Source organism: Maribacter corallii (genome assembly GCF_047345415.1).
Taxonomy (GTDB): domain Bacteria; phylum Bacteroidota; class Bacteroidia; order Flavobacteriales; family Flavobacteriaceae; genus Maribacter_C.
Genome location: NZ_JBLFEP010000003.1, coordinates 546849 through 571630 on the forward strand (window position 1 = coordinate 546849; position 24782 = coordinate 571630).

A 24782-nucleotide genomic window follows, 5' to 3' on the forward strand; every position below is an offset into this window, starting at 1 on the left:
AATTGTGACTACCCCTTATTTTTTGTTTATTACCAACCGCCAACCGCCAACCGCCAACCGCCAACCGCCAACCGCCAACCGCCAACCGCCAACCGCCAACCGCCTCTTTCCCACGGGTCCATAAACCTTATCGCATCCAATTTTACCTTTCAAATTTTGTACCTCGTATTTTAATATTATCTTACTTCCCTAAATCAACTTTGATCTATGAGGAAGCTTGAATTGCATTGGCAGATTCTTATCGGAATGGTTCTGGGACTCCTTTTTGGGTTCGGCATGACCTATTTCGACTGGGGAAAGGATTTTGTGACGGACTGGGTTGCCCCTTTCGGAACAATTTTCATTAAACTTTTGAAGCTCATAGCTGTCCCCCTCATTTTAGCCTCTTTGATCAAGGGCATTTCAGACCTCCAGGATATATCAAAGTTTAGGAATATCGGTCTGCGAACTATAGGTATTTATATTGGTACCACTACCGTCGCTATTATATTGGGTTTGGTCTTGGTCAATCTTTTTCAGCCCGGAAATGGCATTTCGGAAGAAACCATAGACAAACTGACCGCCACCTATGCCACGGATAGCGGAGTGACCGCTAAATTGGAAGAGGCTTCAAGACAAAAGGAAAGTGGTCCCTTGAAGTTTTTGGAAGACATGGTACCGGATAATGCTGTAAGTGCCCTGGGCAACAATCAATTAATGCTACAAGTGATTTTCTTTACCATATTTATGGGCATTTCCATGCTATTGATCGGTGAGGAGAAAGCCACACCCTTAAAAAACTTCTTTGATTCTCTCAATGATGTGGTCTTGAAAATGGTGGATCTGATTATGCTCACTGCACCATTTGCCGTGTTCGCCTTGTTGGCAAACGTTGTCGTATCTTCCAGCGACCCAGAGATTTTGCTGGCATTACTTAAATATGCGGGAGTAGTTGTTCTTGGTCTCTTCTTGATGATCGTTTTCTACTGCGTCTTGGTGTCCGTCTTCGCGAAAAAGAATCCATTTTGGTTTTTAAAACAGCTCAGTCCGGCGCAACTACTTGCCTTCTCCACGAGTTCAAGTGCAGCTACCTTACCTGTAACCATGGAGCGCGTGGAAGAGCACATCGGTGTTGATAAAGAAGTGTCGAGTTTTGTCTTGCCCGTAGGGGCAACGGTAAACATGGATGGAACCAGCTTGTATCAAGGCATCGCCGCCGTATTTATTGCCCAAGCCTTGAGTTTCGATTTGCCTTTAAGTGGGCAACTCACTATAGTCTTGACGGCATTGTTGGCATCTATCGGTACTGCCGCCGTGCCCGGTGCCGGAATGGTCATGTTGGTCATCGTTCTGGAATCCGTCGGCTTTCCGGCCGATAAATATGCTATTGGTCTGGCGCTGATTTTTGCGGTGGATAGACCCCTGGATATGTTACGAACCGTTGTGAATATTACTGGGGATGCCACGGTGTCGACTATTGTGGCGAAGTCCGTAGGGAAACTACATGATGACCCTAAAGCAAAAAATTGGGACGACCATTACGATGAAGTTAAATAAATAGTTGAAAATGTACTGTAGAAGACCGCTACACAAATGATATAAACCGATTTGCTATGAATATCTGCTTTTTAATGTATCCATGGGAGGAAATTGACCCCGAAAACGATACGAGTCTGGCGATGATCCATGAGTGTGTCAAGCGCAAACACGGGGTAGCCTTGTGCTCACCCGCAAACCTAACGATTAGAAACAGTGTTACGAATGCATTCTGTACCGTTATTGGACGAATGGACAAAGTGCCGGGGAACCTAAAGTCATTTTACAAACAGGCAAAACTGCGAGAGGAGATGCTGCCTTTGGCCGGATTCGATGTGATCTTCATGAGAGCCAATCCGCCATTGGACCCTATCATGCTCAATTTTTTGGACTCTGTTAAGGATGATGTATTTATCATGAATTCACTACAGGGTATGCGTGAGGCCAATAATAAATTATATACCGCTGCCTTTGGTGATTCCCATAGCAATATTATACCGGCTACCCACGTCTCGAAAAACAAGGATTACCTGCTTCGGCAAATCAAGGAATCCGATGCCGAAAAGATGATTCTCAAGCCATTAAATGGTTACGGAGGCTCAGGGGTTATTCTTATTGAAAAATCGGCAATGAATAATATCAAATCATTACTTGATTTTTATGTAACTAACTCAGATGGAACTTCAAACTATGTTATACTTCAAGCATATATTGAAGGTGCTGACCAAGGTGATATTCGTATCCTGCTCTTGAATGGAGAACCCATAGGAGCTATGAAACGGGTACCAGGTTCGGATGATCACCGTTCAAATGTTTCCGCCGGGGGATCCGTCGCGAAACACCAATTGACCAAGGAAGAAAAAGCCCTTTGCAAGCAGATCGGCCCAAAATTGGTCAATGACGGACTCTATTTTGTCGGTATTGACGTGATTGGAGGGAAGTTGGTTGAAGTGAATGTAATGTCTCCGGGAGGAGTAACCTATATGAATAAGGTCTACAAAACCAAATTGCAGTGTAAAGTAATCGATTTCGTTGAAAGTAAGGTCGTCGACAAGCTAAACGCCTTTCAGCGACGATCGCGATTACGTGATGAAGTTGAAAATGCTTAGACTTTCCATTTCCGATATTATTTCGAATATAGCCTCGGAAACCCCGTTTGAAGCGGTTTCGGAAGACTATTCCTTCACCATTAAAATAGCGCATTATGCGCCCTACATCTGCGGGGCGGTACACGATGGACACCAATTTAGAAAGTCGTTGTGGGACAATTGCCTACACACCGAATACGACCGGTGGTATGAAGAAGATCCGTGTACCAAAGAAATGGTACAGTCGCACCCCATCGTAATTGCGGGTTGTGATAGTCGTTTTGAATACGACTTAAACCGTGCTCCGGAAACTGCGATATACACGGATGCATGGGGGAAACAACTATGGAGAGAACCATTGCCTTCAAATGAAAAAGAAAATAGCTTAAAAAAGCATCATACATTTTACAAAGTAGTCGGAGCTTTAGTTGAGAAGATCGAAGCCTTGTACGGGAAAGCCCTTGTTTTCGATATGCATAGCTATAACTGGAAACGTTGGGACAGACCCGTGCCGACTTGGAATTTAGGTACGGCCAATATCGATACAGACCGATTTGGAAATCTGGCCGAGAGCTGGAGTCATAAATTGGGTACCATGGGCCTTCCCAACGGTATTCAATCTACTTCTAAAATCAATGATACCTTTCAGGGCAACGGCTATTTTCTAAAATATATTACCCAAAACTTTGGAAACACCTTGGTATTGGCTACTGAAATTGCGAAAGTGTACTGTGACGAGTATACGGGCATACTTTATCCGGAAGTAGTGCGTTCTGTGGAGAAGCATCTCAAGGAATTCATACCTTTACAGCTTCAAGAATTCAACGAAACCCTATGATTCAACCACAAGAGCTTCATGAATTGCAGCACGAATACGCTGCGCTTTTTGATATTGATGGAAATTTAGATCGTCTGATCAAGAAAATCGAGCTGCTCAGCTATGTAAACCCGTTGAATATCGAAAAGGAGAAGCATCATTTCTTCAGTTCAAAATATGCTAAGGATCCGGTTTTTCGATATCCAAAGCTGAAATTCAACCCGTATAAACTCCATCGGCTATTTTTTTCACAACGTCTTGAACGTATAGATGATGAAGACATACGCGGCTTGTACAAAGAGATTGTCTACTACTATTCCAATATGGTGCAGTGTATCGAGACCATAGGACAAAAACGTCGGTTTCATTACAACTCCCTACGTGTTTATGGTTCCCCAACCGAGAAAGACGTGGAGAATGCACGGTTTATTTTGCATTTCGCCAGCGAACCGATTACTGGGGATATGGAAAAGATTTACACTCCCGAAGAAGCCAAGGAATACTTTGAGGATTTTGCCCAGCAATATGATTTTCCTTTGCAGATTAAGTTTTCGACGCATATCGCGGCCGATGCCATGGTGAGTAATGCCAGTCAAACCCTTTTTATCAAGCGCAATGTAAAATTTAGTAAGAATCAACTCCTAACACTGGCCAATCATGAAATCGGGGTGCATTTGGTGACCACCTATAATGCTATGGGGCAGCCATTGAAGGTGTTTTCAAACGGATTCCCCAAAAATGTGGAAACACAAGAAGGTCTAGCCGTTTTTAGTGAATACATGAGCGGAGCGTTGACCCTAAAACGGTTAAAAGAATTAGCGTATCGTGTATTGGCGTCCGATAGCTTGATCAAGGGATATACCTTTTCCGATACCTTTGACCTCATTCACAACCAATATAAATTGAACCGAAATGATGCCTTCGCCATTACCCTTAGGGCACATCGAGGGGGAGGCTTTACCAAAGACCGCTTATATCTAAGTGGGTTGCGAAAGATTTATAAACGATACCTCAAAGAGGAATCTATGGAACCTTTATTGACCGGAAAGGTCTCCTTGGATTATGAATCTGCCATACGAAGTTTAGCCAAAAAAAGCTTGGTCAGCAAAAACCGACACACAAATTTGGCCTATAAACAAAACAATAACTTGAACAAGACCTTGGATTTTATTCTGAATAATCTGAAGTAGTTTTGTGATGCGTGAAACCGTTAAAAAGGGGGGCAGACGTTTTTTGAACATTTCCCTCATAGCGCTGGCGATTATATTTACAATGGTATATTTTTTTCAGGAAAAACTGATCTTCTATAGTAAAACCTTACCCCAGGAGTACCAATATCAGTTCGAAACGAAATTTGAGGAACTGTTTTTGACTGCAGAAGATGGTGCCGTACTCAATGGACTTCATTTCAAAGTCGAAAATCCAAAAGGAGTCATTCTTTATAACCACGGGAATGCCGGTGAACTCGATTCATGGGGCGCTTGGGGAGAAACCTTGGCAAAGCGATACCATTATGATGTGGTATTATGGGATTATCGAGGTTATGGCAAGAGTAGGGGCAAGCGACGCGAAGAATTGATGCTCAATGACGGCCTCTTATTTTACAACTATTGCCAAAACCTGTTCCCTGAGGATGCTATCACGGTATATGGTCGCTCTTTAGGAGGTTTTTTCGCCACCCATATCACCAAAAACAATGCCCCCCGAAGGCTTATCTTAGAATCGACGCCGACAAGTCTGTTGGAGGTTGCCCAAGAAACCTACCCGTTTATTCCTGCCAAATGGCTGTTGAAGTTTCGGTTCCAAAACATCGAAAATGTATCCCAAATTAATATTCCAACCTACCTGATCCACGGCACCGATGATGATTTGATTCCGATTGAGATGGGGCAGCGGCTGTATGAGCGCTCAAAAGCCGTGGAAAAGTACTTGCATTCCATAGAAGGGGGGAACCACAATGACCTATCGAACTTTGAAGATCCTTATTTTGGAGCTTTGATCACGATTCTTGAATAAAGCCCGTGGGTATATGGGTAACTCGGACGTTATCTTGGTTAAATGGTAATTCTCTTATATTTTGGGTAGCGCACCTGGAATGAAAAGCTTTCGGTCTTAGTTTCCTGGGGAGAAAGTTTTAAATTCCAATGGAGTAGGCCCTTCTTTGTATCGTATGCTCCGTTGTTGGTTTCGATATCATCGACCCTAATTTCTTTGTTTTGTGATATGGGAATTCGATCCACCAATTTTAGATCAATACTAACCGCCTTGTTATTTTTCACTTCCAAATCGTAATTTCTGTCGAGAATTCGATTACTACCGGTAAAGTTTTTGCTCTTAAAGTTTTTGTTTTGCTTTCTAGTGACCGTAATATTCGGATCGATTCCTAGAGAGACCGTCATTTCCTTTTTGGTCGTGTAAGGATCCACCGATGTTTTACCCGCATACCCCCCTTTGAAATAAATACTCGCTTCGCCCGGTAAAAGGTTATACTGTTCCCAATTTTCGAATCTGGAGGTCAAAAAGACATTCTCATTGATAATGGGCGCTGCAAAATATTCATATTGGGCATCGAGCTTGAAGGTATTGATTTCAATAGCGGTAATATCGCCATCCGAAGGCACGGAGTAGGCCTTTTTAATGACGAATTTGGCATGGGTTACGTCATCCTTGAGGGTGCTCTTCCTAGTAGTAATGACAATCACGCCATTACTCGCCCGGCTACCATAAATGGCTGCGGTTTCAGCTCCTTTTAAGACTTCAACGGATTGTATTTCGTCCATGTCCAGATCACCGTCCTCGAAGCCCGCCACTGGTATACCATCTATTACATATAAGGGTTTAGGTAAAGGTATATTACTCGATTTGCCTTTAATGGAAGAACTTTCGCGTATTTTGACTCCGCCAATTCTTCCCGCAAGAATTTTTTCGGTACTAATCGCGGTGACCGCAGCCGTGTAAGCTTTCTTTTTCTGCGTGCCGTATCCAGTTACAACTACTTCATCCAAGGTTTGTATATTACGCATATCTTCATTGAGTCGGATATTCATAACCGAAGAATAAATGGGAAGTACGGTAGTATCGAAACCAATGTAGGACACTGATAACTCCTGTCCGTTTTCTACATCTAGCGAAAAGTGGCCATCGAAATCGGTTTGGGTTCCGTTTGAGGTTCCTTTGACCACTATACGCGCACCAGGAAGAGTTGCTCCTGACTCATCCAATACCGTTCCAGAGACGGTCTTTACCGAGGGATTGTACACGTAGCGTTTCTTTTTGGTAGTATTTCGCGTCATGGTGCGATACCCATTCGTGAAGTTTAGGTACTTAGTGCCCAAATGTGGTTTAGCAACATTTAAGGCAGGATTCCCGGTTGATAGCGTAACATTGACATTGGTCCAGTCATTACCTGTTTTCTGGTATACATGGGCTTTATAGGTCAGTTTCAAAGGAGCGTCGATTTCTTCGGATTTGATGTCATAGTTCGGAATCCAACCGGCGTCCGATACTTGATACGAAACCAAGAGATTCAAAGTACTCACTACCGGGGCATCGAAGGTGATTTTAAGTTCACCTTGTTCTTTTTCTGGAGTATTGTTCAACTCAGCCAATTGATTTTGAATCGTTCGAGTCTCCTCGTTTAGTCCTTTTACCTTTAGGTTCGCGTTGAAAACCTCATTCTTAATGGCGGTAATTCGCTCACGGTAGTATGTGCTGATCTCTTTTACCTTTTCAAGACTCAACCCTTGTGTTCGCGTGCTTACCGTTCTATTGGAATAGAGGACCTCAGCTTCCTCTTCAAGACCGGAAATTTGATTTTTTAGCCTCGCTATTTCCGTTTCGATATGTTCCAATCTAAGGTGTAAAGGAGACAAAGTCGATTGGTCCACCTCAATCGCCATATAATTAATATCGTATTCAAGTGATAGGATCGAGACCCCCTTCAGACCTGAAATTTGAATGCTACTTTCATCGATTTTTGTGGACAACCCCGTTAAGGTAAGCTCGGAAGTGCCTTCTGGAAGCTTGCAAAGGGCTGTTCTAGTGATTTGGGCCCCGTTCAGATAAACAGTCACCTCTTTGATTTCAGAACTGATTTTTTTATCGTTTCCCATCAGGAATAAGGGAACTAATGCTAAGCATAAGAATAGATTTTTCATATCGGTCGTTGTTTAAAGTTTGGGTAAACTTAGCGTCGATAGACTGTATGGAAAATCCAAAATGGGGGAGTGGTCGCTTATACTTAGGGAAGTAGTCTTCTGGCTTAGCTAACCTAGAATAGGCCTATCTTTGAAATATACTACGTTGTGCTAAAGGAACTACTACTGGGCAATTCAAAGACCTCAAGGTCAAAAAATGAGACGGCAGCCAAAAGATGGTCGAAGATATCGGCCATGATGTATTCATAATTCTGCCAGCGTTTATCACTACTAAAGGCATAGATTTCCAAGGGAATACCTTGAGCTGAAGGTTGCAACTGGCGAACCATAATGGTCATATCCTTATTGATTCCCGAATGCCTATTGATGTAGGCATCGACATACTTTCGAAACACTCCGATATTGGTCAGGTTTCTGCCATTGATCAATAACGACTTGTCCACTTCATTTTCCTTGTTATAAGTCTCGATAGCCTCTCCACGTTTTTCAAGATATTCCGTAAGTAATTCAATCTTTTTGAGTTTAGCAAGGCCGTTTTTGTCCAAAAATCGAATGCTTTCTTGCTTGATGATCAGTGACCTTTTGATACGTCTTCCCCCAGAATTACTCATGCCCCTCCAATTCTTAAAGGAGTCTGAAATCAGGGCATAGGTGGGTATGGTGGTGATGGTCTTATCAAAGTTCTGTACCTTTACGGTAGCCAAGTTGATTTCTATTACATCACCGTCGGCCCCGTACTTTTCGAAGGTAATCCAATCACCGATACGGACCATATCATTGATCGAGACCTGTAAACTCGCTACAAAACCTAAAATAGTATCCCGAAAAACCAAGATAATAACCGCTGAGGCTGTACCTAAGGCCGTGAGAAACTTCCATAGTTCCACGCCAGTTACAATAGAAAAGGCAAAAAAGAGCCCAATGGCCCAAGCAAAAATCATAAACACCTGAATATAGCTGTCTATAGGCTTATCCTTCAGGTTCGGGAGTGTTTTAAGAAAGTCCCTAATCGTCTGCAGTAGGCTTTTGACAATCCATAAGAACAGAAATATACCGAGCACTTCAATGGCCTTAAGCAGAAATCCGCCTATTTGGGGAAAATCTTGAAACACCGTGGGTATGGCTTTTGCAAGCAACAACAAGGGAACGATATGGGCAATGTTTCTTGGCGCCCTGTTTTTGACCAACAAATCATCAAAATGGGTCTTGGAATTGAGGGAGAGTCGAGAAAAGAGCCCGATGAGCACCTTACGTAAAATAAAGTCCAAAAGCAGTAATAGGAGCAGCAGGCCTATAAACAAAATGGCCAGATTGATATAGGCGGCCCAATCTGAAGAAAGCCCCATATCGACCAGAATATCATAGATCTTATGCGATAATCGTTCCATGCGTTAAGTGTCCAAAAATTTAGCCCTTAAATCAGGCGTAGGAATCATACATTGGTCCTTTTTACCGAACCAGGCATACCGATACCGAGCAATCAAATCGTATACGATATTCCGTAAACCTCTGGGAATCAAAATCAATACCCTTGAGAGTGTACGGTACCCCTTAAGTTCTCTTCCAATTTGCAGCGCAGCGCCCGATTTGAGGTAGTAGGCCACTCCGGGTACGATCAATATGACCGAATCTATGGTTTTGGTATCGATTCCCCGTTCTGAAATCAATTGTTCACCGATTTCACTTTGCAAAGAGGCATATCGGAATACATCATTTTTGTCGCGTTTGATCACAAACTGAACAAAGCCGTTACAGAGGTTACAAACACCATCAAAGAGGATTATTTTTTTTGAAGTTTCCACTTTGCAAAGATACGACAGCCTAAAGGCATAGACTATTTTTTATAACGTATTTAAGAAACTGCTAAAATCGGTTTCCTTGCTGAGGCCGAGTTTCTTTTTTAGACGGTATTTTGATTTTAGGATGCTATCCGGTAAGACGTTTAAGGTGGCCGCAATTTCCTTGGTGGTGAGGTTCATTCGTAAAAAGGCCGCTAGGCGTATTTCCTTTTCTGAAATATCGGCGTATATGGTTTTTAACTTCTGATCAAAATCGTTGTGTACTTCGCTGAAGTAGGTCTTGAATACTTCCCAGTCTTTATCGGAGGCGTTTTCCTTTTTAAGCAGCATGACGATTCTCCGGTATTCCATTTTGAACTTATCAGGAGAATTTTTGATGCCTTCAAGGTTTTTCATCAATTCTTGAATAAAGGTATTTTTTTGGACCAAGTGCAGGGTCTGACTGGCCAATTCCTTCTTTTTGTGGGCCAGTTCCTGTTTATAAATCGCTATCTCTTTCTCACGGGCCAAACGATTCCTTTTGATGCGTTGGCGAAAACCAAAGAACAGGAGGCCCGAAACGACGATAAAGGTAAACATACCACCGGCATAGAGGCCTTTGGTAAGCCGGTCAACTTCGGCCTGAGTGTTCAAGGTCTTGATTTCTTCGGCTTGAAGGCCTATTTCGGCTTCTTTGCGTTCCGTTTCGTAGAGGGTCTGCAATTCATTGATTTGTTTCAAACGTTCTTTGGAGAAGAGACTATCGTTGATTATCCGTGATCGTTCGTAGTCCACTATGGCCTTTTCCAAATTGCCATTGTTTTCATATACCTTTCCCCTTTGATAAAGTGCGGTTTGTAACTCGTTGTTCACTCCTATGGAATCTGCTAGTGCCACCGCCTTATTTAGATAGCCCATACCCTGATCGAACCTTCCGCTGAAGCCATAGGCATAGCCCAGATTGGTCATATCGGTCGCCAGATTATTCGTAGCGGAGGTCTTTTTTCCTAGATTCACTGCTTTTTCCAGGTATTCCAGGGCTTTTTGGAATTTCTTCAGGTTGATGTACTCACTACCGATATTACCGTAGGCGATAACTTCCGCTGAAGGAAAGTTATTCTCCTTCGCGAGCTGCAAACTGGCCTCATACTTCTTTATGGAGATATCGAATTGCTTTAAGGAGGAGTATACATTGCCGACGTCCACTAGGGTGTTCGCATGAAAGAAATTATCCTCCAGTTCTTGATATACCGCAATAGCCCGGTCAAAGTAATCGATGGCCTTGTCATAGTTTTGCTGCACATTGTGTAGCTTGCCGAGATTGCGAAATAGATCCGCTTGGTGGTAGGTAGTGATCTTCAGGGTATCATAGGTATCGAGCGCCCGTTTGTAGAGTTCCATGGCCTTGGGATAGTTCCCCATTTCATAATAATGCACCCCATTATCGCTTAACGCCGAGCCGTAGCGTAGATAATCCTTGTTATTCAAGCTGATTATAGCCACACTATCCATCAAGCGGATAGCCTCCGGATACTTTCCATTATGTGCCTTTAAGATGGACAAATTCTTCAAGGTGCTTCCGATGAAGGAATCATCGTTCATGTTCTTCGACCGTTTCAGGGTAAGGTTGAAATAGTGTTCCGCTGAATCCATTTCCTGTAGATTGAAGTAATGGTATCCCAAATTAAAGTCCCCGCGTAATATTCCCGGAGCATATTTGGCATCTGCGGATATCCGCTTCATTTGCATGATATACGTTTTGGCCTTGTCAGAATCATTATAGATGAGCAGATCGATGATGTCATCCAAAATTTCGATTCGTTCCTCGATTTTTTTGGAATCCGAATACAGTTGTAAAAGACTATCGACCTTGACTTGGTTTTTCCCTTGTCCGTAACTATGCCAAGTACAGAGCAACAGGACTAATATACTGATTGATTTTGTAGACATTATGTGGTATTTGAACTAAGATGATATCAAGTTACCCCATTCTAGGGGTCAAACCCCGTTGTCCATACTTTGTCCATGCCGTGTGTGAAGTCCAAAATTCAATATTTTTTTTAAAATATTGATAATCAAATAATTAAGTATAATTGATTTGATGCTGATCATGGCAAGTCCATGGGGGCAAAACCCGGTTTTCGCCAAATACGTCCATGCTTTGTCCATGTACTATATTGGGTAGGGTTGGTTTTCCGGTTTAGGTTTGGAGTGTTGAATCAAAATAATAGCATTATGAAAACAAGAACGATTACCTTAAAGAAAGTCCTCGCATTTTCAGTATTGATCATTGCGCTATCCTGCAGTAAGGATAGTGGCGGGGAAGCACCGAACCCAGAAGTGAATCAGGAAGACCTTGAGGCTGAATTTACCCAAGTCGTCTCAAGCGCTGGCGAATTTGCTACACCACAATCTTCCGAAGAACTTGTCGAAGAGATGGAAACGAACGAAGTCATTGAAGGCGAAGTTTGGAACTGTACTACGAAAACGTATGACGCTTTAAAAGGTGGCGGAACCGGTAGGGATGGATTTCCACTTTTTAATCCCAATGCTTCGGTAATCTACCCCGGGAGCTTATTGCAAGGGAAATCCCTAAAAAAGGCTACACCCGATGTCATTGCGGTAGAACGTTCGGGGGGAACGATATCCTATAATCTCAACAATGGTAATCTGGCCTCCAGTTTTACCGTGGATAAGGTGGCCAAAAGCTCTATTCAGGACGCCATGAACAATATAATAGCGAATTCACCCCAGGATCTACCTGCCAATTTCTCGTTCAATTACAGCCAAGTACAAAGCAGACAGGCATTGGCCCTGAGTATGGGAGTGGATTTTGAAAATGCCTTTGCGGACATCAGTGCCGACTTCGATTTTAGTTCCGAAAAGGAGTACAATCGTATTCTGGTAGAACTGAAACAGAATTTCTATACCATGTCTTTTGACATCCCTACAAGCTTGAAGGGACTTTTTGCCGATTCCGTTACACCAGACGATTTGGCGCGGTATGTGCAAGAAGGCAACCCTGCCACCTATATCAGTGATGTTTCGTATGGCCGTATTTACTACATGCTCATCGAGTCTACCTCTTCATATACTGAAATGAACGCTGCCGTCGATGCCGAATTTCAAGCAGTTGCAGGAAAAACGGATGTCGAAATAGATGCTTCTTATATCAGTGACCTGAGTGAGGTCAAGATAAAGGTTATGGCCTTTGGAGGTGAATCGGAGTCTACCATACGTACCATAGGGGGAAATCTTTCCGAGTTGGTCGACCTGCTTGCCCAAAGTAGTACCATTTCATCTGGACTGCCCTTAAGCTATGTAGTGCGTAGTGTGAACACCAACCAAATTGTCGGAGTACAACTAGCTACACAATACGATGTTACCGAATGTACGCCTTCGTCTGGAGGTGGTGAACCGATTCATACGGCCCACTGGAAAGGTCAGGTCTTGTCGCGAATGGGACCTGTGGGTGCCGCTTTTGCCCTTCAAGGGACCGAATTCATCTTGATCAGTATGGATGGAAAGGACTATATGCGCAGTTTTGAAGGGAAATTAGAGGGACCATTTCCTTTGTCGAACCTTTTTGAAGGGGAGGTACCTTTCGGGGATAACGGAATCGGAGCGGCCTGCAACATCGAGGGCAATCAATCGGGTAGTGACAATACCATTATGGTGATGTCGCGGAATGGCCTGTTCTACAACTACGTAATTGGCGGCAAATGGACCAACAACCAGCAAAACATTGAAAACCTAGCGGTAGGCAACAACCCTTTCGCGAATTCGGGAGTCGGTGCGATGTTGTTTCGCTCAAAAGATCCCCTTGGGCCATCGCAGCGATGGATGTTCAACGGTGCTGGAACCCAGTACGTGAAGTACAAGAATAATCCGAACGAATTTGAAACGGTTAACAATACGCGCCAGTGGGGTCCTGATGATTCACTTCCTTTCGAAAGGGTAGGTGCGGGTATCGGGTTTTATCTCGGCAACAATAAAGTATACATCCTATTTGACCATACAGGAACGAAGTACCATGTGTATGATAACCTTGGTAATTCAGGACCATTTGATCTCTAAATAAATTCGGGGGATATTTATTTGGAATTGGCCCAGCCGGCACCTAAAGTTGCGATTCAACAACTTGGTGTCGGTTGTTGCTTTTTGACCCTTTCGTTAGAGGGTACTCAAAAAACCGCTTAAATCAGTCGATTTATCCAATGCCAGCTTCTTTTTTAAACGGTATTTCGATTTGAGGATACTATCGGGTAGCACGTTTAAGGTAGCGGCAATTTCTTTGGTAGTCAGGTTCATACGCAAAAAGGCGGCCAAGCGAATCTCCTTTTCGGAGATATCGGCGTATAAGGTTTTCAGTTTCTGGTCAAAGTCATTGTGCACATCGGCAAAGTATGTCTTAAAGACCTCCCAGTCTTTATCCGATGCATTTTCCTTTCTAAGCAGCATAACGATTCTTCGGAATTCCATTTTAAACTTCTCCGGTGAATTTCTGATATTTTCAAGATTCTCCATCAATTCTTGAATAAAGGTGTTCTTTTGAACCAAATGTAGGGTCTGACTCGCTAATTCCTTCTTTTTGTGGGCCAGTTCCTGTTTGTAAATGGCTTCCTGTTTCTCGCGTTCGATTTTGTTTTTCTTCATGCGTTGCCGAAATCCAAAGAACAGTAGTCCTGATATGGCCACAAAAGTGAACATTCCACCCGCATATAATCCTTTGGTCAACCTATCGACTTTGGCCTTTTCGTTCAGGGTATTGATCTCTTCTTGTTGTAGTGTAATTTCAGCCTCTTTCTTCTCTGTCTCGTAAATGGTCTTCAGTTCTTCGATCTGCTGGTTTTTCCGCTCATTGAACAGGCTGTCCTGAATACTGTGATACGCTTGAAAATCGGTATAGGCCAGATCATTTCGATCCATTTGGTTTCGGATAGCCGCTCTTGTTTTCAGGGCGTTTCCAAGATTTGGTAGGGCATCGATATCCCGTGCGATGAGAATCACTTCATTGATCTGCTCCAGGGCTTTGGGTAAAGCCCCTTGTCTGAGGTCTAAATTGGCCATTTCATGCAAAGCCTCCATCAAATCCATTTTGATGTCTTCCTTTTTTGAAATCTCCAATGATTCGGTCAATAGGTCCCTTGCCTCGTTATAGGCTCCTTTGGAATAAAAAAGACGTGCCAAATCGTTTAGGGAATGCGAAATGATGGACTGTACGTTCATTTCCCTTCCCAGGGTGATGGCTTCTTGGAAGTAGGTCTCGGCCTGGGATAGGTTTTCTAATTGCTCGGCGGCCAGACCTGCCGAATTCGCGGCGTATCCATGATAGATTTTATCATCGTTCTTTTTGTAAATGGCGACGGCTTCTTCTGCATAGGCCAAACTTGAGGCATAGTTGCGCAGTTGGTACTCAATGTCGGATAATTGCTTTAAAGCATCCCCTTTTCGCACCTCATCATCGATGTCCTCGAAAAAACGCACCGCTTTCAGTGTATTTTCAAGGGCAATACGATAGCTTCCTTTCTCCATATAGATGCCGCCCAGCACCTCATATTCTGAACCCCTAAGGTCAAAATTCCCCAAATCGGTATTCTCCCTGTTTTCGTCGGTATACATATCCAAAATGGAGTGGGTAAGGGCAATGGCCTTTTCAAAACTCCCTTTCTCCCGTTCGATGGTCGCTAATGAATGCAGGGCAAAAAGCTGTCCCCGGATGGACTTGATTTCCTTGAATTTCTCTAGGGCGCGTTGATGAAAATAGGCCGCGGAATCGTTTTTGGACTGATTGTAGTAATAATTGCCAAACTGTATATAGCCATTGGCGACCCCTTTTTGGTAGTTGATTTTTTTTGAAAGGGCATAGGCCTCTTGGGCATAATCGAACGCGCGTTCATTATCCATAAACATCATACGTTCATGAATTCTGGACAATACTTGAGCCTTCAAAGTGTCATCAGGTAAAGATTGGGCCCGGGCAATCAGGCTATCCAGCTCTTTCTTTCTGTTTTGAGCGGATAAGGTTTGCAAAATAATAAAGAAAAAGAGGACGGCGTATTTCAAGGTTTTCATAACAGTGGTTATCTGTAGGCTTAAGATAGGCATAATAGGACGGAGAACAAAAAGTTGTTCAAGGGCCTTGGATTCCTATTGTCCATATCAAATAGATGGATGTTTCTACCCCTGTGACAAAGTACAATGCTGTAAATCGTTTGTTTTTATGGGGTTTTCCTAAAATCGGGGTTTTTGATGTTCCATGACCTGTCCATAGTGCATTTGGACGAAAATCCTGCTTTTTGTCCATAGTTTGTCCATGGACAAAATTAGCTAAACACCCCTAGTGTACCCTACTTTTGGAATGTTCCCCATCAAAATAGAAACGTTATGAAACATCTGGTACTTTTGGCTCTTTTAGTTACCTGGGGAGTACCGGCACAAGGTCTGGTTAGACAAACCCTCGGCAGTACAGGGATTAGTTTAAACGTAAACGCTGGTACGAAGAGCTACTTTTTGTGGCAATCGGTTTCTCAGCAGAGTGTGATACGCACATTCACCGCTGGTCCCAACCGGCTTCGACAGGGTTTTATCCAACCGCTGGGGCCGCCAGCCTTGGGGGAGACTCCTTTTGGCTTGGCACTTACCTTTTATCCAAACCCATTTATCGATCAAATCAATATCGATCTAGAGCAAGAGCCTTTAGAGGAAGTATCCGTCTCGCTATTCGATATGATGGGGCGACAAGTGCTTTTTCGTGAATATGATACGGCATTGAGGATCATGGTGGATACACGTGCGATTTCTTCAGGCGGTTATTTATTGACCGTTAAATCCGGTGCACTGCAAAATGTAAAACAACTGATCAAGTTATGAAAAGGGGAAAAAGGCTATGCTCGTTATTATTGTTGTTGTTCTGCAGCTTTTCATTCGGACAAGTCATCTATGGCGAGTTAGGTCAAGCGATATCTAGCTTTTCTTATGAAAATTCAGCAGGGGGTACCCTAGACAATCTACAAGCAGGTACGAACACCAACTTGGGCCTTGGGTACAAGATTCCGATTAAAGGCGATAAGGTTGGTATTTTGATCGGGGCATTATGGTCGAATTACAGCGCACGCGGGGGTGACGCCTTGACCGACAGCTATTTTGAATGGGATGTCAGTTACTTGGGCCTTAATCTCGGAATAGATTATAAGTTCGCCCAATCTAAGGAATTTGTCTTTTTCGCTAAGATTTCAACTTCTACTGAATATTTAGTAAGAGGCACTCAAATAGTTAACAATCAAGTTTTTAATTTAACTAATGAAAACGAATTCGATAATTTTCTATTAGTACCACGAATTGGCCTTGGGGTGCAGTATCCAATAAGCAAAACCGCTGCCCTCTACCTCCAATACCGGTATGGAATGAGCTTTTCATTGGTGGATGGCAACCCTCAGGATTCTGAAAAACTAAATATCGTAACCCATCAGGTGGGGCTTGGCATCATCATCAAGTTACCGGGATGTAACTGTTCACTTTAAACCAACAAACTATGAAACATCTTATCACACTATGCCTCGGGCTATTCGCATTGTCGCTGACTTTCGGCCAAACGGAAGGTATCAGCTATCAAGCTGTACTGGTAGACACCAACCCTGATGAAATTCCAGGGGTCGATGTGCCGGCGAACAGCTTGGCCAACCAGGCCCTGACCGTACAATTCTCCATCTTGGGCGCTTCCGATACCGTGGAGTATCAGGAAACCCATAATACGGAAACCGATGCCTATGGCACGATTAACCTGATGATCGGACTAGGCACGATCACATCACAAAGTGAGGGGACTTTTGACAGTATTCGTTGGGACGGAGCGAAACAACTGCGTGTGGATATCGACTTGGACGCAGGGAACAATTTTACCGAATTCAGTCGGCAAGAGCTGACCTACGTCCCCTATGTGCGCCATAGGGACATTGTCGCCGAGGGCGATGTGGCCATAGAAGGAACAACGAGTTTACAGAATACCTTAGAAGTCGAGGGTACTTCCCGCTTTCTAGAAAGGGTCACGATAGAGGCACGTATGCAGACCGTAAATCAATCAGATATAGACGCCTATCCCTTGCGATTGGAAGGTAGTGATCACGGTATGGCGATTAGCTTGAATAGCGCTAATCCCAGTAGGCAATCGAATTTCATGTCCTTTTGGGATGCCTCGGGCACACCGATTGGTCGTATAGAGGGGTTTCAAGCCTTCTCCGATGTCAATCAAGGCTTTATACTTGAAGTGCTTCAGGATAATGAGCCTACCGAAGACGAAGCGAAGGAGAAAGAGGATGATGATACGGCCCCGCCTGCACCTGCACCCGGCGCTTTCGACATTTACCTGAACAATGATTACTCGCTGAACCTGTTGTTGGAGTACATCGATTTGTTGGAGGCTTCCGCCAGCTTTGGATTTAATCTTGGGGCCTGCATTGCGGGAGTAGGTATCGCCGGAGATTGTGATGATGCCGTTTGGTCGGCTTTCGCCCTTTTTGCACAAGGGGTGCAAATTTCATTGTATGTGGCCTATCATGAAACCAATGTGGGAGTTGCTTTTGAATCAGGAGGAGCGGACTATGCGGAATGGCTAAAAAAGTCCGATGTGAACGAGGTAATGACCTTCGGTGATGTAGTAGGTGTGAAAGCAGGGGTCATTTCCAAAAGCTTTATCGAAGCAGATCATTTTATGGTGGTCTCTAAAAGCCCTATTGTTTCCGGCGCAATGCCGGCCGAACAGGACCAAAACAAGTATAAACAAATCGCTTTTCTAGGGCAAGTACCGGTAAAAGTGTTGGGGGAAGTCAACAAGGGCGATTATATTCTTCCCTCCGGAAACGGCGATGGCCTGGCCATTGCGGTAACACCTGACGGCATGCGTGTCAATGATTACGACCGCATTATTGGGGTGGCCTGGTCAGAATACCACGGAAATGAATTGTTCAGTTATATCAATACGGCCGTGGGCATCAATTCCAATGACCTAACACGTACGGTCAGTGAGATGCAGGCCCGGCTCAATGCCATGCAGCAAGCCCTTGTTGAGGTCAACCCGAATTATCGTCCGAATTACTATGACGTGGGTACCGTATCGGTCGCCAATACGATACAAACTACAAGGTCGCGAACCTTAGAGGAACTCATGGCGGGGCAATATGAGGTCGATATCACCAAGGACACCCAAGGAACCTTTTTGGAAATCAACGAACTAATGCATGTTGAGGATCGAAATAATGACCATTTCAAGTTTTCCGAATTGCCTTATTTGGAAAAGGTACTGACCGATCCAACTCCAGAAAATATTGAGGAATACACCAATTTTTATCAAAAGGCAAAGGAGCGCCTAATGGTGTTGGTGTCCGGATTGGGTGAGTAGGATGGTCCGGTGGCCAAAATCTAGTGGAAGGCCGACTCATCGATAGGTCAAGAAATGGGACAGCCTACCAAAATCCCGTGAATTCGCCTCTTTGAAGTACTCACCTAAATTCTATAAATCGTATACGATTTTATGCAAAACACTGAAATACAAGTATTTTAGCGCTTATTTTTTTTCTGCTCGACCAGTTCCAATTGCTCCACGCCCACATTGGTCGTAAACATGCCATAATTCACCACGGCCTTCCCTTTTTCAAGTTTGTCAATGGTTCCAACGGCCTTGCCGTCGGTCATGCGTACACGGTCACCGATCTTAAAAACAGGTCTTGGTTTGTTTTGCTCTTTACTGAAGGCGTTTTTCTTTTCTACCTTCTTTTTTTGCCGAATGACTTTGACCTCTTTTTGAACTTCCTGTGCGACTTGGGCCTTTTTAACACGCTCGGCTTTGTCCTCCTTGACCGATTTCTTTTTTCGTTTGCTATTTTCGGTTTCGACGATGCGCAGTAATTCGGCAACAAGGGGACGTTTCTTTTTGTTCTGAAAGTAGGTATTCGCTACTTTTTCCACCTTGTTGCCCAAATGGATCATGCGTTGGTCATGATCGTACAGTTCTTGATAATTTTCAAGTTTTGACTTGATTTTAGCGTTCAGTTTCTCCAAACGGGCCGCCTCTTCCTTTGCCTTGGACTCTTCTTCTTGCAATCTAGAGCCTGTTTTAGCCATTCTGCTGCGTTCTTTTTGCATTTTGGCTATGGTGGCATCAAAACGCACTTTTCCGCGCTCTATCTTCTTCTTTGCCTTGTTTATGAGCGAATAGGGAATGCCGTTCTTCTGGGCGACTTCGAAAGTGAACGAACTTCCGGCCTGGCCTAGCACCAATTGAAAGGTCGGTTCCAGTGTTCTGCCATCGAAAAGCATGTTCGCATTCGAGATATGGGGCAGTTCATTCGCCAATAACTTCAAATTGGCATAGTGAGTGGTGATGACCCCGAAGGCTTGACGTTCGTAGAAGACTTCCAAAAAGGCTTCCGCCAGTGCACCGCCTAGTTCAGGGTCGCTACCGGTGCCGAACTCATCGATCAAAAAGAGTGTATTGGCATTGCACTTCTTTAAAAAGGAGTTCATGTTCTTAAGCCGATAACTGTATGTACTTAAATGATTTTCAATGGATTGATTGTCTCCAATATCGGTCATTATCTTGTCAAACAGACAAACACTGCTTCGTTCATGTACCGGAATCAACAACCCGCTTTGTAGCATCACCTGCAGTAACCCAATGGTCTTTAATGTAATACTCTTTCCACCCGCATTGGGTCCGGATATGACAATAATCCTGTTCTCGGGATGCAGTTCAATGGTCTGTGGAAAGGTTTTTTCGTTCTTTAGGGAATTGCTCAAATAGAGCAGGGGATGGTAAGCATCTCGCAAATACAATCTTTTTTCCGAATTGATTTCTGGAAGTAGGGCTTTGGTATCTATAGCATACTTTGCTTTGGCAGCCGTGACATCGATTGTGGCCAAAAACGATTGGTAATCATCAAGAGACACCCGAAAAGGCCTGATAAAGTCGGTCAACAGGTGAAGTAGGCGTTGAATTTCCTCCTTTTCGTCAAATTCCAGGTTGTTCAGTTCGCGACTATAGTTCAAGGTAGCTTCTGGCTCGATATAGACGATACTTCCGGTTTTTGAAGAGCCCATCACGGAACCCTTTACTTTACGTCGGTACATGGCCTTCACTGCCAAAACACGGCGATTTTCGTAAACCGATTCCCGTATTTCATCCAGATAATCCGAACCATGATACAGGTTCAGGGCCGATGCGAAACTTTGTCCGATTTTCCCTTTGACCCGATTGATTTCCCTTCGAATGGAAAAAAGCGTGTTGGAGGCGGTATCCTTCACTTCACCAAAACGGTCGATAATCCCATTGATTTCCTTGGAAATACTAGGTTCCATTTCAATTCGCCCTGCGGTGTCGTTCAAGAGCGGGTAGTACTCCTTGAATTTTGAAAAGAACTTCTTATGTGTAGTGATCGTATTGCATATCGTCCCGATTTTTCGAAAACCGTCGATTTCAAGCGTGGTGTTTTCAATTCCCAATAATTTGATTTCATGGTCGATACGGTCGAACCCATGATTGGGAATGCGATTTTCGCTGACTAGGGATGATAGGTATTCAGAGGTTTGACCCAAAACAAATCGTATCGTAGCCTCCTCGCTAAGCATTTGTATAGCGCGAGCCTTCTCTTTTCCTAATTCCGTAATACATCTCTGTGCAATTTGATTCAGAACGGTTGGGAATTCCAAGTCTTCAATTGCCTTTAGTAGGGTCTTATCCATCCTCATTTAAAAACGATGGCAAAGGTAGGCAATAGGCCGAGATATTAAAACGGCCGGGTATAAACACGGCATACGGAGGGTGGGCCGAAGATTGTCTTTCTACTTGCCTTAACGACTGGGATGCCAAAAAGAGTGACCTAGTGCCCCGTCTTTTCATCCTGAAATGCAATAAACAGATCGATTTTCAGTTCTTAATGGACCTAAAATAGATATTCAATTCGCTGAATATCATATAATTTAACCTCTTATGAAAAACCGACCTATCATCTTTGTCTACTTGGCTGTAGCGCTCTTAATCACCTCATGCGGCGCTACCAACCGATTGACTATGGGCGTCACAGAGCCAGCTATCGTTCATCTTCCCGCTGATGTAAAGCGTGTAGGTATCATCAACCGGAGTTTACCTTCCAAAGGAAATACCGCCTTAGATAAAATCGATAAAGTTTTGTCCGCCGAAGGCTTGAACCTTGATAAAAAGGGGGCTGAGGCCGCTATAGCCTCCCTTTCTTCGGAATTATCCGTCATCAAAAATTTTGAGGATATCAAGATTATCGAAAATGTTGAAGAAGTGAAAAAGGGCCTCGCGGTATTGCCAGCAACCTTATCTTGGGATCTAGTGGAGCGTATTTGTCAGGAACATCAGGTCGATGTTCTATTCTCCCTTGCCTTTTATGACACCGATACCAAGGCCGACTATAAGATCACGACCATGAAATTACCCAATAGCCTAGGGGTCGATGTCGATGTACCGGCCCAAGAAGTGACTTTGGCGACCAATGTGGTCAACGGTTGGCGCATCTATGACCCTCAAATCAAGGAAGTGGTAGACGAGCGCCTGTTCAACAAAAATATGGTCTTCCGCGGGAAGGGAATCAATCCTATGAAGGCGGTAGAGGCAGTAGCAGGTCGAAATGAGACCGTGCAAGAGTACAGTAAAAATGTCGGTATTGCCTATGCCAAGCGATTAATACCTAGAACGCGCCGTATCGCTAGGGATTACTTCGTCAGAGGTACCGACAATTTCAAGACCGCACAACGACGTGCGCAAGCAGGTGATTGGGATGGAGCTGCGGAACTTTGGGAAATGGAATTGACCAATCCCGATGAAAAAATTGCAGGTCGGGCACATTATAACATGGCTATAAGTCATGAAATCAATGGCAATCTGGACGAAGCTGTACGTTTCGCCTCGAAGTCCTATGCGGATTTCAGGACCAATTTGGCCTTAGACTACGTCAATGTCCTCAACTACAGGATACGCCAGAATCGTGTTCTCGACCAACAATTGGCCCGTTAGATTGACAGCTAATTTCAACCTAAAACATGAAACAGATAGCTAAACTATTGATGGTAGGGGTCGTGCTGTTCGTAAGCAGTTGCGGATCTAAACAGCAATTGGCCATTAAATCTATGGAACCCGCTAAAGTGGACTTGTCCGCAAAAATCGTCCGCGTAGGGGTTCTTAATAGTGTGGAACCTGAAGAACAACCCAAAGCGACCAAAGGAATTGAAGGTTTGGTGGCCATAGAGGACCAATGGTTGATACAACAAGCGCAGAATGCCGCTTTAGAGGCCTTAGTAAGCGAATTGCGGGAGGATAATCGTTTTGAGGTGGAATTGTTGGTTGTATCAGGGAATGAGCTTAGAAAGTTGCTAAATGACTCCGAAGGTACTTCTTGGGAGAAAATCAAGACCCTTTGTACCACGCATGACATTGACGCCCTGTTCTCTTTGACACATTTTGACGCTGAAACCGAGGTTTCATTGCGAAAAACCAAAATGGAACAGCTTAACATGATGCGGGAAAAAGAGAAAGTATCAGCTCATGAAATCACCTTGGAAACCCTCATTCAGAACAACTGGAAAATCTATGATCCCGTTCATGAGAAGATTATAGATGAGTATGCGTACGACCAACAATTGGTAGCAAAAGCCAAGGGAATTGATCCAATTGCCGCACTGCGTGCCATTGGTAGCCGAAAAGATAGCTTGATGTCGAAGGGAAAATTGGTTGGTAATTCCTTCGGTGAACGATTGAAACCTTATGAACGTAAAATCATCCGTGAGTATTTTGTAAAAGGAACGGACAATCTTGTAAAGGCCGGTGAAATCATGGCTTCCGGTGATATTGATAGCGCTGCGGCACTTTGGAGGAAGGACGCTGAAAATTCCAATAAGAAGATAAAGGGCCGAGCCTGTCACAATATGGCGGTCGGAATGGAATTTGAAGGTAAGCTTATCGCTGCACACGAATGGGCCACTAAGGCCAACCAAAACTTGAATGATAAAGCCTCTCAAAGCTATCTAAAAGAGCTGGAGAATCGTTTGGACCGTCAACCTATAGTGGAGGCTCAAATGGCCAATCTCAATTTTGAGGACTAGGGTCGAATCTTTTTCTATTTTCTGGGTATTGCGTAAATCTCTTGTATTTTTGGGTATAACACCATCCGAAATATATGAACGTTAAGATCCATTCTAGTTGGCGGGAGAAACTCTCCGAAGAATTTGACAAACCATACTTTGATACGTTAACGAAGTCGATTCGAGACGAGTATACCCGACATACCTGTTATCCTAAAGGAAAGTACATATTTTCAGCTTTCGACCATTGTCCCTTTGATGAGACTAAGGTAGTGATCCTAGGGCAAGACCCCTATCATGGACCAGGTCAAGCCAATGGCTTATGTTTTTCCGTTAATGACGGGGTGGCGCATCCCCCTTCATTGATCAATATTTTCAAAGAAATCAACACGGATCTTGGCGTAGCCTATCCGACGAGCGGTAACCTTGAACGGTGGGCAGAACAGGGCGTATTGCTCCTGAATGCTACTTTGACCGTTCGCGCGCACCAGGCCGGAAGCCATCAGAACTTGGGATGGGAAAAATTCACAAATGCGGTTATTCAAAAAGTATCGGAAGAGTGTAGGGGCATTATTTTCTTGCTATGGGGCGGTTTCGCGAAGAAGAAATCAGTACTTATCGATTCTTCGAAACATCATGTTCTTACCAGCGGACATCCTTCTCCATTAAGTGCGAATAGAGGGTATTGGTTTGGAAATAAGCATTTTAGTCAAACGAATACGATTCTCAAGACCCACAATCAAACTCCAATTCACTGGTGAATGGTTTGAGAGGTTGTCGATTTCGATCGAGGGAAGCTATAGCTCGCGGGGTGCGCTGCTATTTTGAATTAAATAATGTTTTTCTTACTTTTGAATAGTAAAAGTATTACATTATTATTTTGAACTAGTAACCAAACCAAGACGTCTTGATTGCCTCCCCCATTAAGTCCGTTGTGTTGATCGACGATGATGAGATCAGCAACCTTTTTAATAAAATTTTTATTCGACGACTCGATTTGGATATTGAAATCGAAACAGTAGCGAACGGGGCAAAAGCTATAGCTTTGCTAACGGATCAAAAAACCAGACTTGAGAAACCCCTTTTATTGTTGCTGGACATGCGAATGCCCGTTATGGATGGATGGAAATTTTTAGAGGCCTATGATTCGCTGGATGAGGAGTTACGAAATGAGTCGTTCATTGCGGTGTTGACCACAAGTGAGAATGAAAAGGAGATGATCAGCGCAACAAAAAACCCGAATATAGACGCCATTATTCGAAAACCCCTGTCTGAAAAAAAGTTTACCGGACTTATCCAAAAGCTTTTCATCAGGAAAAAAAAGACGTAA

Annotated in this window: 19 protein-coding genes; 13 read left to right on the plus strand and 6 right to left on the minus strand. The window is 43.7% G+C overall.

Annotated features, from left to right (window positions below; all coding sequences use genetic code 11):
- The first annotated feature begins 207 nt into the window (after positions 1–207).
- From ACKWCA_RS12330 to ACKWCA_RS12350, 5 genes are read left to right on the plus strand one after another with little or no spacing between them, the layout of a single operon-like run.
- Complete coding sequence (locus tag ACKWCA_RS12330; RefSeq protein ID WP_413978504.1) at positions 208–1536, plus strand: dicarboxylate/amino acid:cation symporter; 1329 nt, start codon at positions 208–210, stop codon at positions 1534–1536.
- A gap of 56 nt (positions 1537–1592) precedes the next feature.
- Positions 1593–2624 (plus strand): glutathione synthase, encoded by a 1032-nt coding sequence (gene gshB, locus ACKWCA_RS12335; protein ID WP_413978505.1) that lies wholly within the window; start codon positions 1593–1595, stop codon positions 2622–2624.
- Positions 2617–3441 (plus strand): N-formylglutamate amidohydrolase, encoded by an 825-nt coding sequence (locus tag ACKWCA_RS12340; RefSeq protein ID WP_413978506.1) that lies wholly within the window; start codon positions 2617–2619, stop codon positions 3439–3441. Before gshB ends, ACKWCA_RS12340 begins: the two co-directional genes overlap by 8 nt.
- Positions 3438–4610, plus strand: coding sequence for a flavohemoglobin expression-modulating QEGLA motif protein (locus tag ACKWCA_RS12345; protein ID WP_413978507.1), 1173 nt, complete (start codon positions 3438–3440; stop codon positions 4608–4610). The genes ACKWCA_RS12340 and ACKWCA_RS12345 overlap by 4 nt, the downstream gene beginning before the upstream one ends.
- Before the next feature lie 7 nt (positions 4611–4617).
- On the plus strand, positions 4618–5436 hold the full coding sequence (locus ACKWCA_RS12350) for an alpha/beta hydrolase (protein WP_413978508.1): 819 nt from the start codon (positions 4618–4620) through the stop codon (positions 5434–5436).
- Positions 5437–5474: 38 nt separating this feature from the next.
- On the opposite strand, the gene ACKWCA_RS12355 is transcribed toward ACKWCA_RS12350, so the two are convergent.
- The 4 genes from ACKWCA_RS12355 to ACKWCA_RS12370 form a co-directional block, all read right to left on the minus strand.
- On the minus strand, positions 5475–7577 hold the full coding sequence (locus ACKWCA_RS12355; RefSeq protein ID WP_413978509.1) for a DUF4139 domain-containing protein: 2103 nt from the start codon (positions 7575–7577) through the stop codon (positions 5475–5477).
- 140 nt (positions 7578–7717) lie between these two features.
- Positions 7718–8965, minus strand: a complete 1248-nt coding sequence (locus tag ACKWCA_RS12360; protein WP_413978510.1) for a mechanosensitive ion channel family protein — start codon at positions 8963–8965, stop codon at positions 7718–7720.
- 3 nt (positions 8966–8968) lie between these two features.
- Complete coding sequence (locus ACKWCA_RS12365; RefSeq protein WP_413978511.1) at positions 8969–9379, minus strand: thiol-disulfide oxidoreductase DCC family protein; 411 nt, start codon at positions 9377–9379, stop codon at positions 8969–8971.
- 39 nt (positions 9380–9418) lie between these two features.
- Complete coding sequence (locus ACKWCA_RS12370; RefSeq protein ID WP_413978512.1) at positions 9419–11305, minus strand: tetratricopeptide repeat protein; 1887 nt, start codon at positions 11303–11305, stop codon at positions 9419–9421.
- Between the two features lie 285 nt (positions 11306–11590).
- On the opposite strand from ACKWCA_RS12370, the gene ACKWCA_RS12375 reads away from it, so the two are divergent.
- Positions 11591–13432, plus strand: a complete 1842-nt coding sequence (locus ACKWCA_RS12375) for a thiol-activated cytolysin family protein (protein WP_413978513.1) — start codon at positions 11591–11593, stop codon at positions 13430–13432.
- Positions 13433–13528: 96 nt separating this feature from the next.
- Here the strand turns inward: ACKWCA_RS12375 and ACKWCA_RS12380 are convergent, their stop codons facing one another.
- The gene (locus ACKWCA_RS12380; RefSeq protein ID WP_413978514.1) at positions 13529–15430 is read right to left on the minus strand and encodes a tetratricopeptide repeat protein; all 1902 of its coding nucleotides are present in this window, start codon (positions 15428–15430) and stop codon (positions 13529–13531) included.
- A gap of 312 nt (positions 15431–15742) precedes the next feature.
- Here ACKWCA_RS12380 and ACKWCA_RS12385 point away from each other — a divergent pair, with 312 nt between their 5' ends.
- From ACKWCA_RS12385 to ACKWCA_RS12395, 3 genes are read left to right on the plus strand one after another with little or no spacing between them, the layout of a single operon-like run.
- Positions 15743–16228: a T9SS type A sorting domain-containing protein gene (locus tag ACKWCA_RS12385; protein ID WP_413978515.1), complete on the plus strand. Its 486-nt coding sequence runs from the start codon at positions 15743–15745 to the stop codon at positions 16226–16228.
- Positions 16225–16878, plus strand: a complete 654-nt coding sequence (locus ACKWCA_RS12390; RefSeq protein ID WP_413978516.1) for an outer membrane beta-barrel protein — start codon at positions 16225–16227, stop codon at positions 16876–16878. The genes ACKWCA_RS12385 and ACKWCA_RS12390 overlap by 4 nt, the downstream gene beginning before the upstream one ends.
- A gap of 11 nt (positions 16879–16889) precedes the next feature.
- A complete protein-coding gene (locus ACKWCA_RS12395; protein ID WP_413978517.1) occupies positions 16890–18752 on the plus strand; it encodes a hypothetical protein in 1863 nt (620 codons plus the stop codon).
- Positions 18753–18910: 158 nt separating this feature from the next.
- Here the strand turns inward: ACKWCA_RS12395 and ACKWCA_RS12400 are convergent, their stop codons facing one another.
- A complete protein-coding gene (locus ACKWCA_RS12400; protein WP_413978518.1) occupies positions 18911–21091 on the minus strand; it encodes an endonuclease MutS2 in 2181 nt (726 codons plus the stop codon).
- Between the two features lie 247 nt (positions 21092–21338).
- Here ACKWCA_RS12400 and ACKWCA_RS12405 point away from each other — a divergent pair, with 247 nt between their 5' ends.
- The 4 genes from ACKWCA_RS12405 (at position 21339) to ACKWCA_RS12420 (ending at position 24782) form a co-directional block, all read left to right on the plus strand.
- Positions 21339–22388, plus strand: a complete 1050-nt coding sequence (locus ACKWCA_RS12405; protein WP_413978519.1) for a DUF6340 family protein — start codon at positions 21339–21341, stop codon at positions 22386–22388.
- Between the two features lie 26 nt (positions 22389–22414).
- Positions 22415–23473 (plus strand): DUF6340 family protein, encoded by a 1059-nt coding sequence (locus ACKWCA_RS12410; protein WP_413978520.1) that lies wholly within the window; start codon positions 22415–22417, stop codon positions 23471–23473.
- Positions 23474–23547: 74 nt separating this feature from the next.
- Positions 23548–24213, plus strand: coding sequence for a uracil-DNA glycosylase (ung, locus tag ACKWCA_RS12415; protein ID WP_413978521.1), 666 nt, complete (start codon positions 23548–23550; stop codon positions 24211–24213).
- Positions 24214–24359: 146 nt separating this feature from the next.
- The gene (locus ACKWCA_RS12420) at positions 24360–24782 is read left to right on the plus strand and encodes a response regulator (protein ID WP_413978522.1); all 423 of its coding nucleotides are present in this window, start codon (positions 24360–24362) and stop codon (positions 24780–24782) included.

Excerpts from the sequence above, each read along its gene's own strand:
- ACKWCA_RS12390 (WP_413978516.1), top strand. The coding sequence starts at position 16,225 with ATGAAAAGGGGAAAAAGGCTATGCTCGTTATTATTGTTGTTGTTCTGC.
- ACKWCA_RS12370 (WP_413978512.1), bottom strand. The coding sequence starts at position 11,305 with ATGTCTACAAAATCAATCAGTATATTAGTCCTGTTGCTCTGTACTTGG.
- ACKWCA_RS12350 (WP_413978508.1), top strand. The coding sequence starts at position 4,618 with ATGCGTGAAACCGTTAAAAAGGGGGGCAGACGTTTTTTGAACATTTCC.
- ACKWCA_RS12345 (WP_413978507.1), top strand. The coding sequence starts at position 3,438 with ATGATTCAACCACAAGAGCTTCATGAATTGCAGCACGAATACGCTGCG.
- ACKWCA_RS12395 (WP_413978517.1), top strand. The coding sequence starts at position 16,890 with ATGAAACATCTTATCACACTATGCCTCGGGCTATTCGCATTGTCGCTG.
- ACKWCA_RS12380 (WP_413978514.1), bottom strand. The coding sequence starts at position 15,430 with ATGAAAACCTTGAAATACGCCGTCCTCTTTTTCTTTATTATTTTGCAA.
- ung (WP_413978521.1), top strand. The coding sequence starts at position 23,548 with ATGAACGTTAAGATCCATTCTAGTTGGCGGGAGAAACTCTCCGAAGAA.
- ACKWCA_RS12405 (WP_413978519.1), top strand. The coding sequence starts at position 21,339 with ATGAAAAACCGACCTATCATCTTTGTCTACTTGGCTGTAGCGCTCTTA.
- ACKWCA_RS12355 (WP_413978509.1), bottom strand. The coding sequence starts at position 7,577 with ATGAAAAATCTATTCTTATGCTTAGCATTAGTTCCCTTATTCCTGATG.
- ACKWCA_RS12340 (WP_413978506.1), top strand. The coding sequence starts at position 2,617 with ATGCTTAGACTTTCCATTTCCGATATTATTTCGAATATAGCCTCGGAA.
- ACKWCA_RS12375 (WP_413978513.1), top strand. The coding sequence starts at position 11,591 with ATGAAAACAAGAACGATTACCTTAAAGAAAGTCCTCGCATTTTCAGTA.
- gshB (WP_413978505.1), top strand. The coding sequence starts at position 1,593 with ATGAATATCTGCTTTTTAATGTATCCATGGGAGGAAATTGACCCCGAA.
- ACKWCA_RS12360 (WP_413978510.1), bottom strand. The coding sequence starts at position 8,965 with ATGGAACGATTATCGCATAAGATCTATGATATTCTGGTCGATATGGGG.
- ACKWCA_RS12330 (WP_413978504.1), top strand. The coding sequence starts at position 208 with ATGAGGAAGCTTGAATTGCATTGGCAGATTCTTATCGGAATGGTTCTG.
- ACKWCA_RS12385 (WP_413978515.1), top strand. The coding sequence starts at position 15,743 with ATGAAACATCTGGTACTTTTGGCTCTTTTAGTTACCTGGGGAGTACCG.
- ACKWCA_RS12400 (WP_413978518.1), bottom strand. The coding sequence starts at position 21,091 with ATGGATAAGACCCTACTAAAGGCAATTGAAGACTTGGAATTCCCAACC.
- ACKWCA_RS12410 (WP_413978520.1), top strand. The coding sequence starts at position 22,415 with ATGAAACAGATAGCTAAACTATTGATGGTAGGGGTCGTGCTGTTCGTA.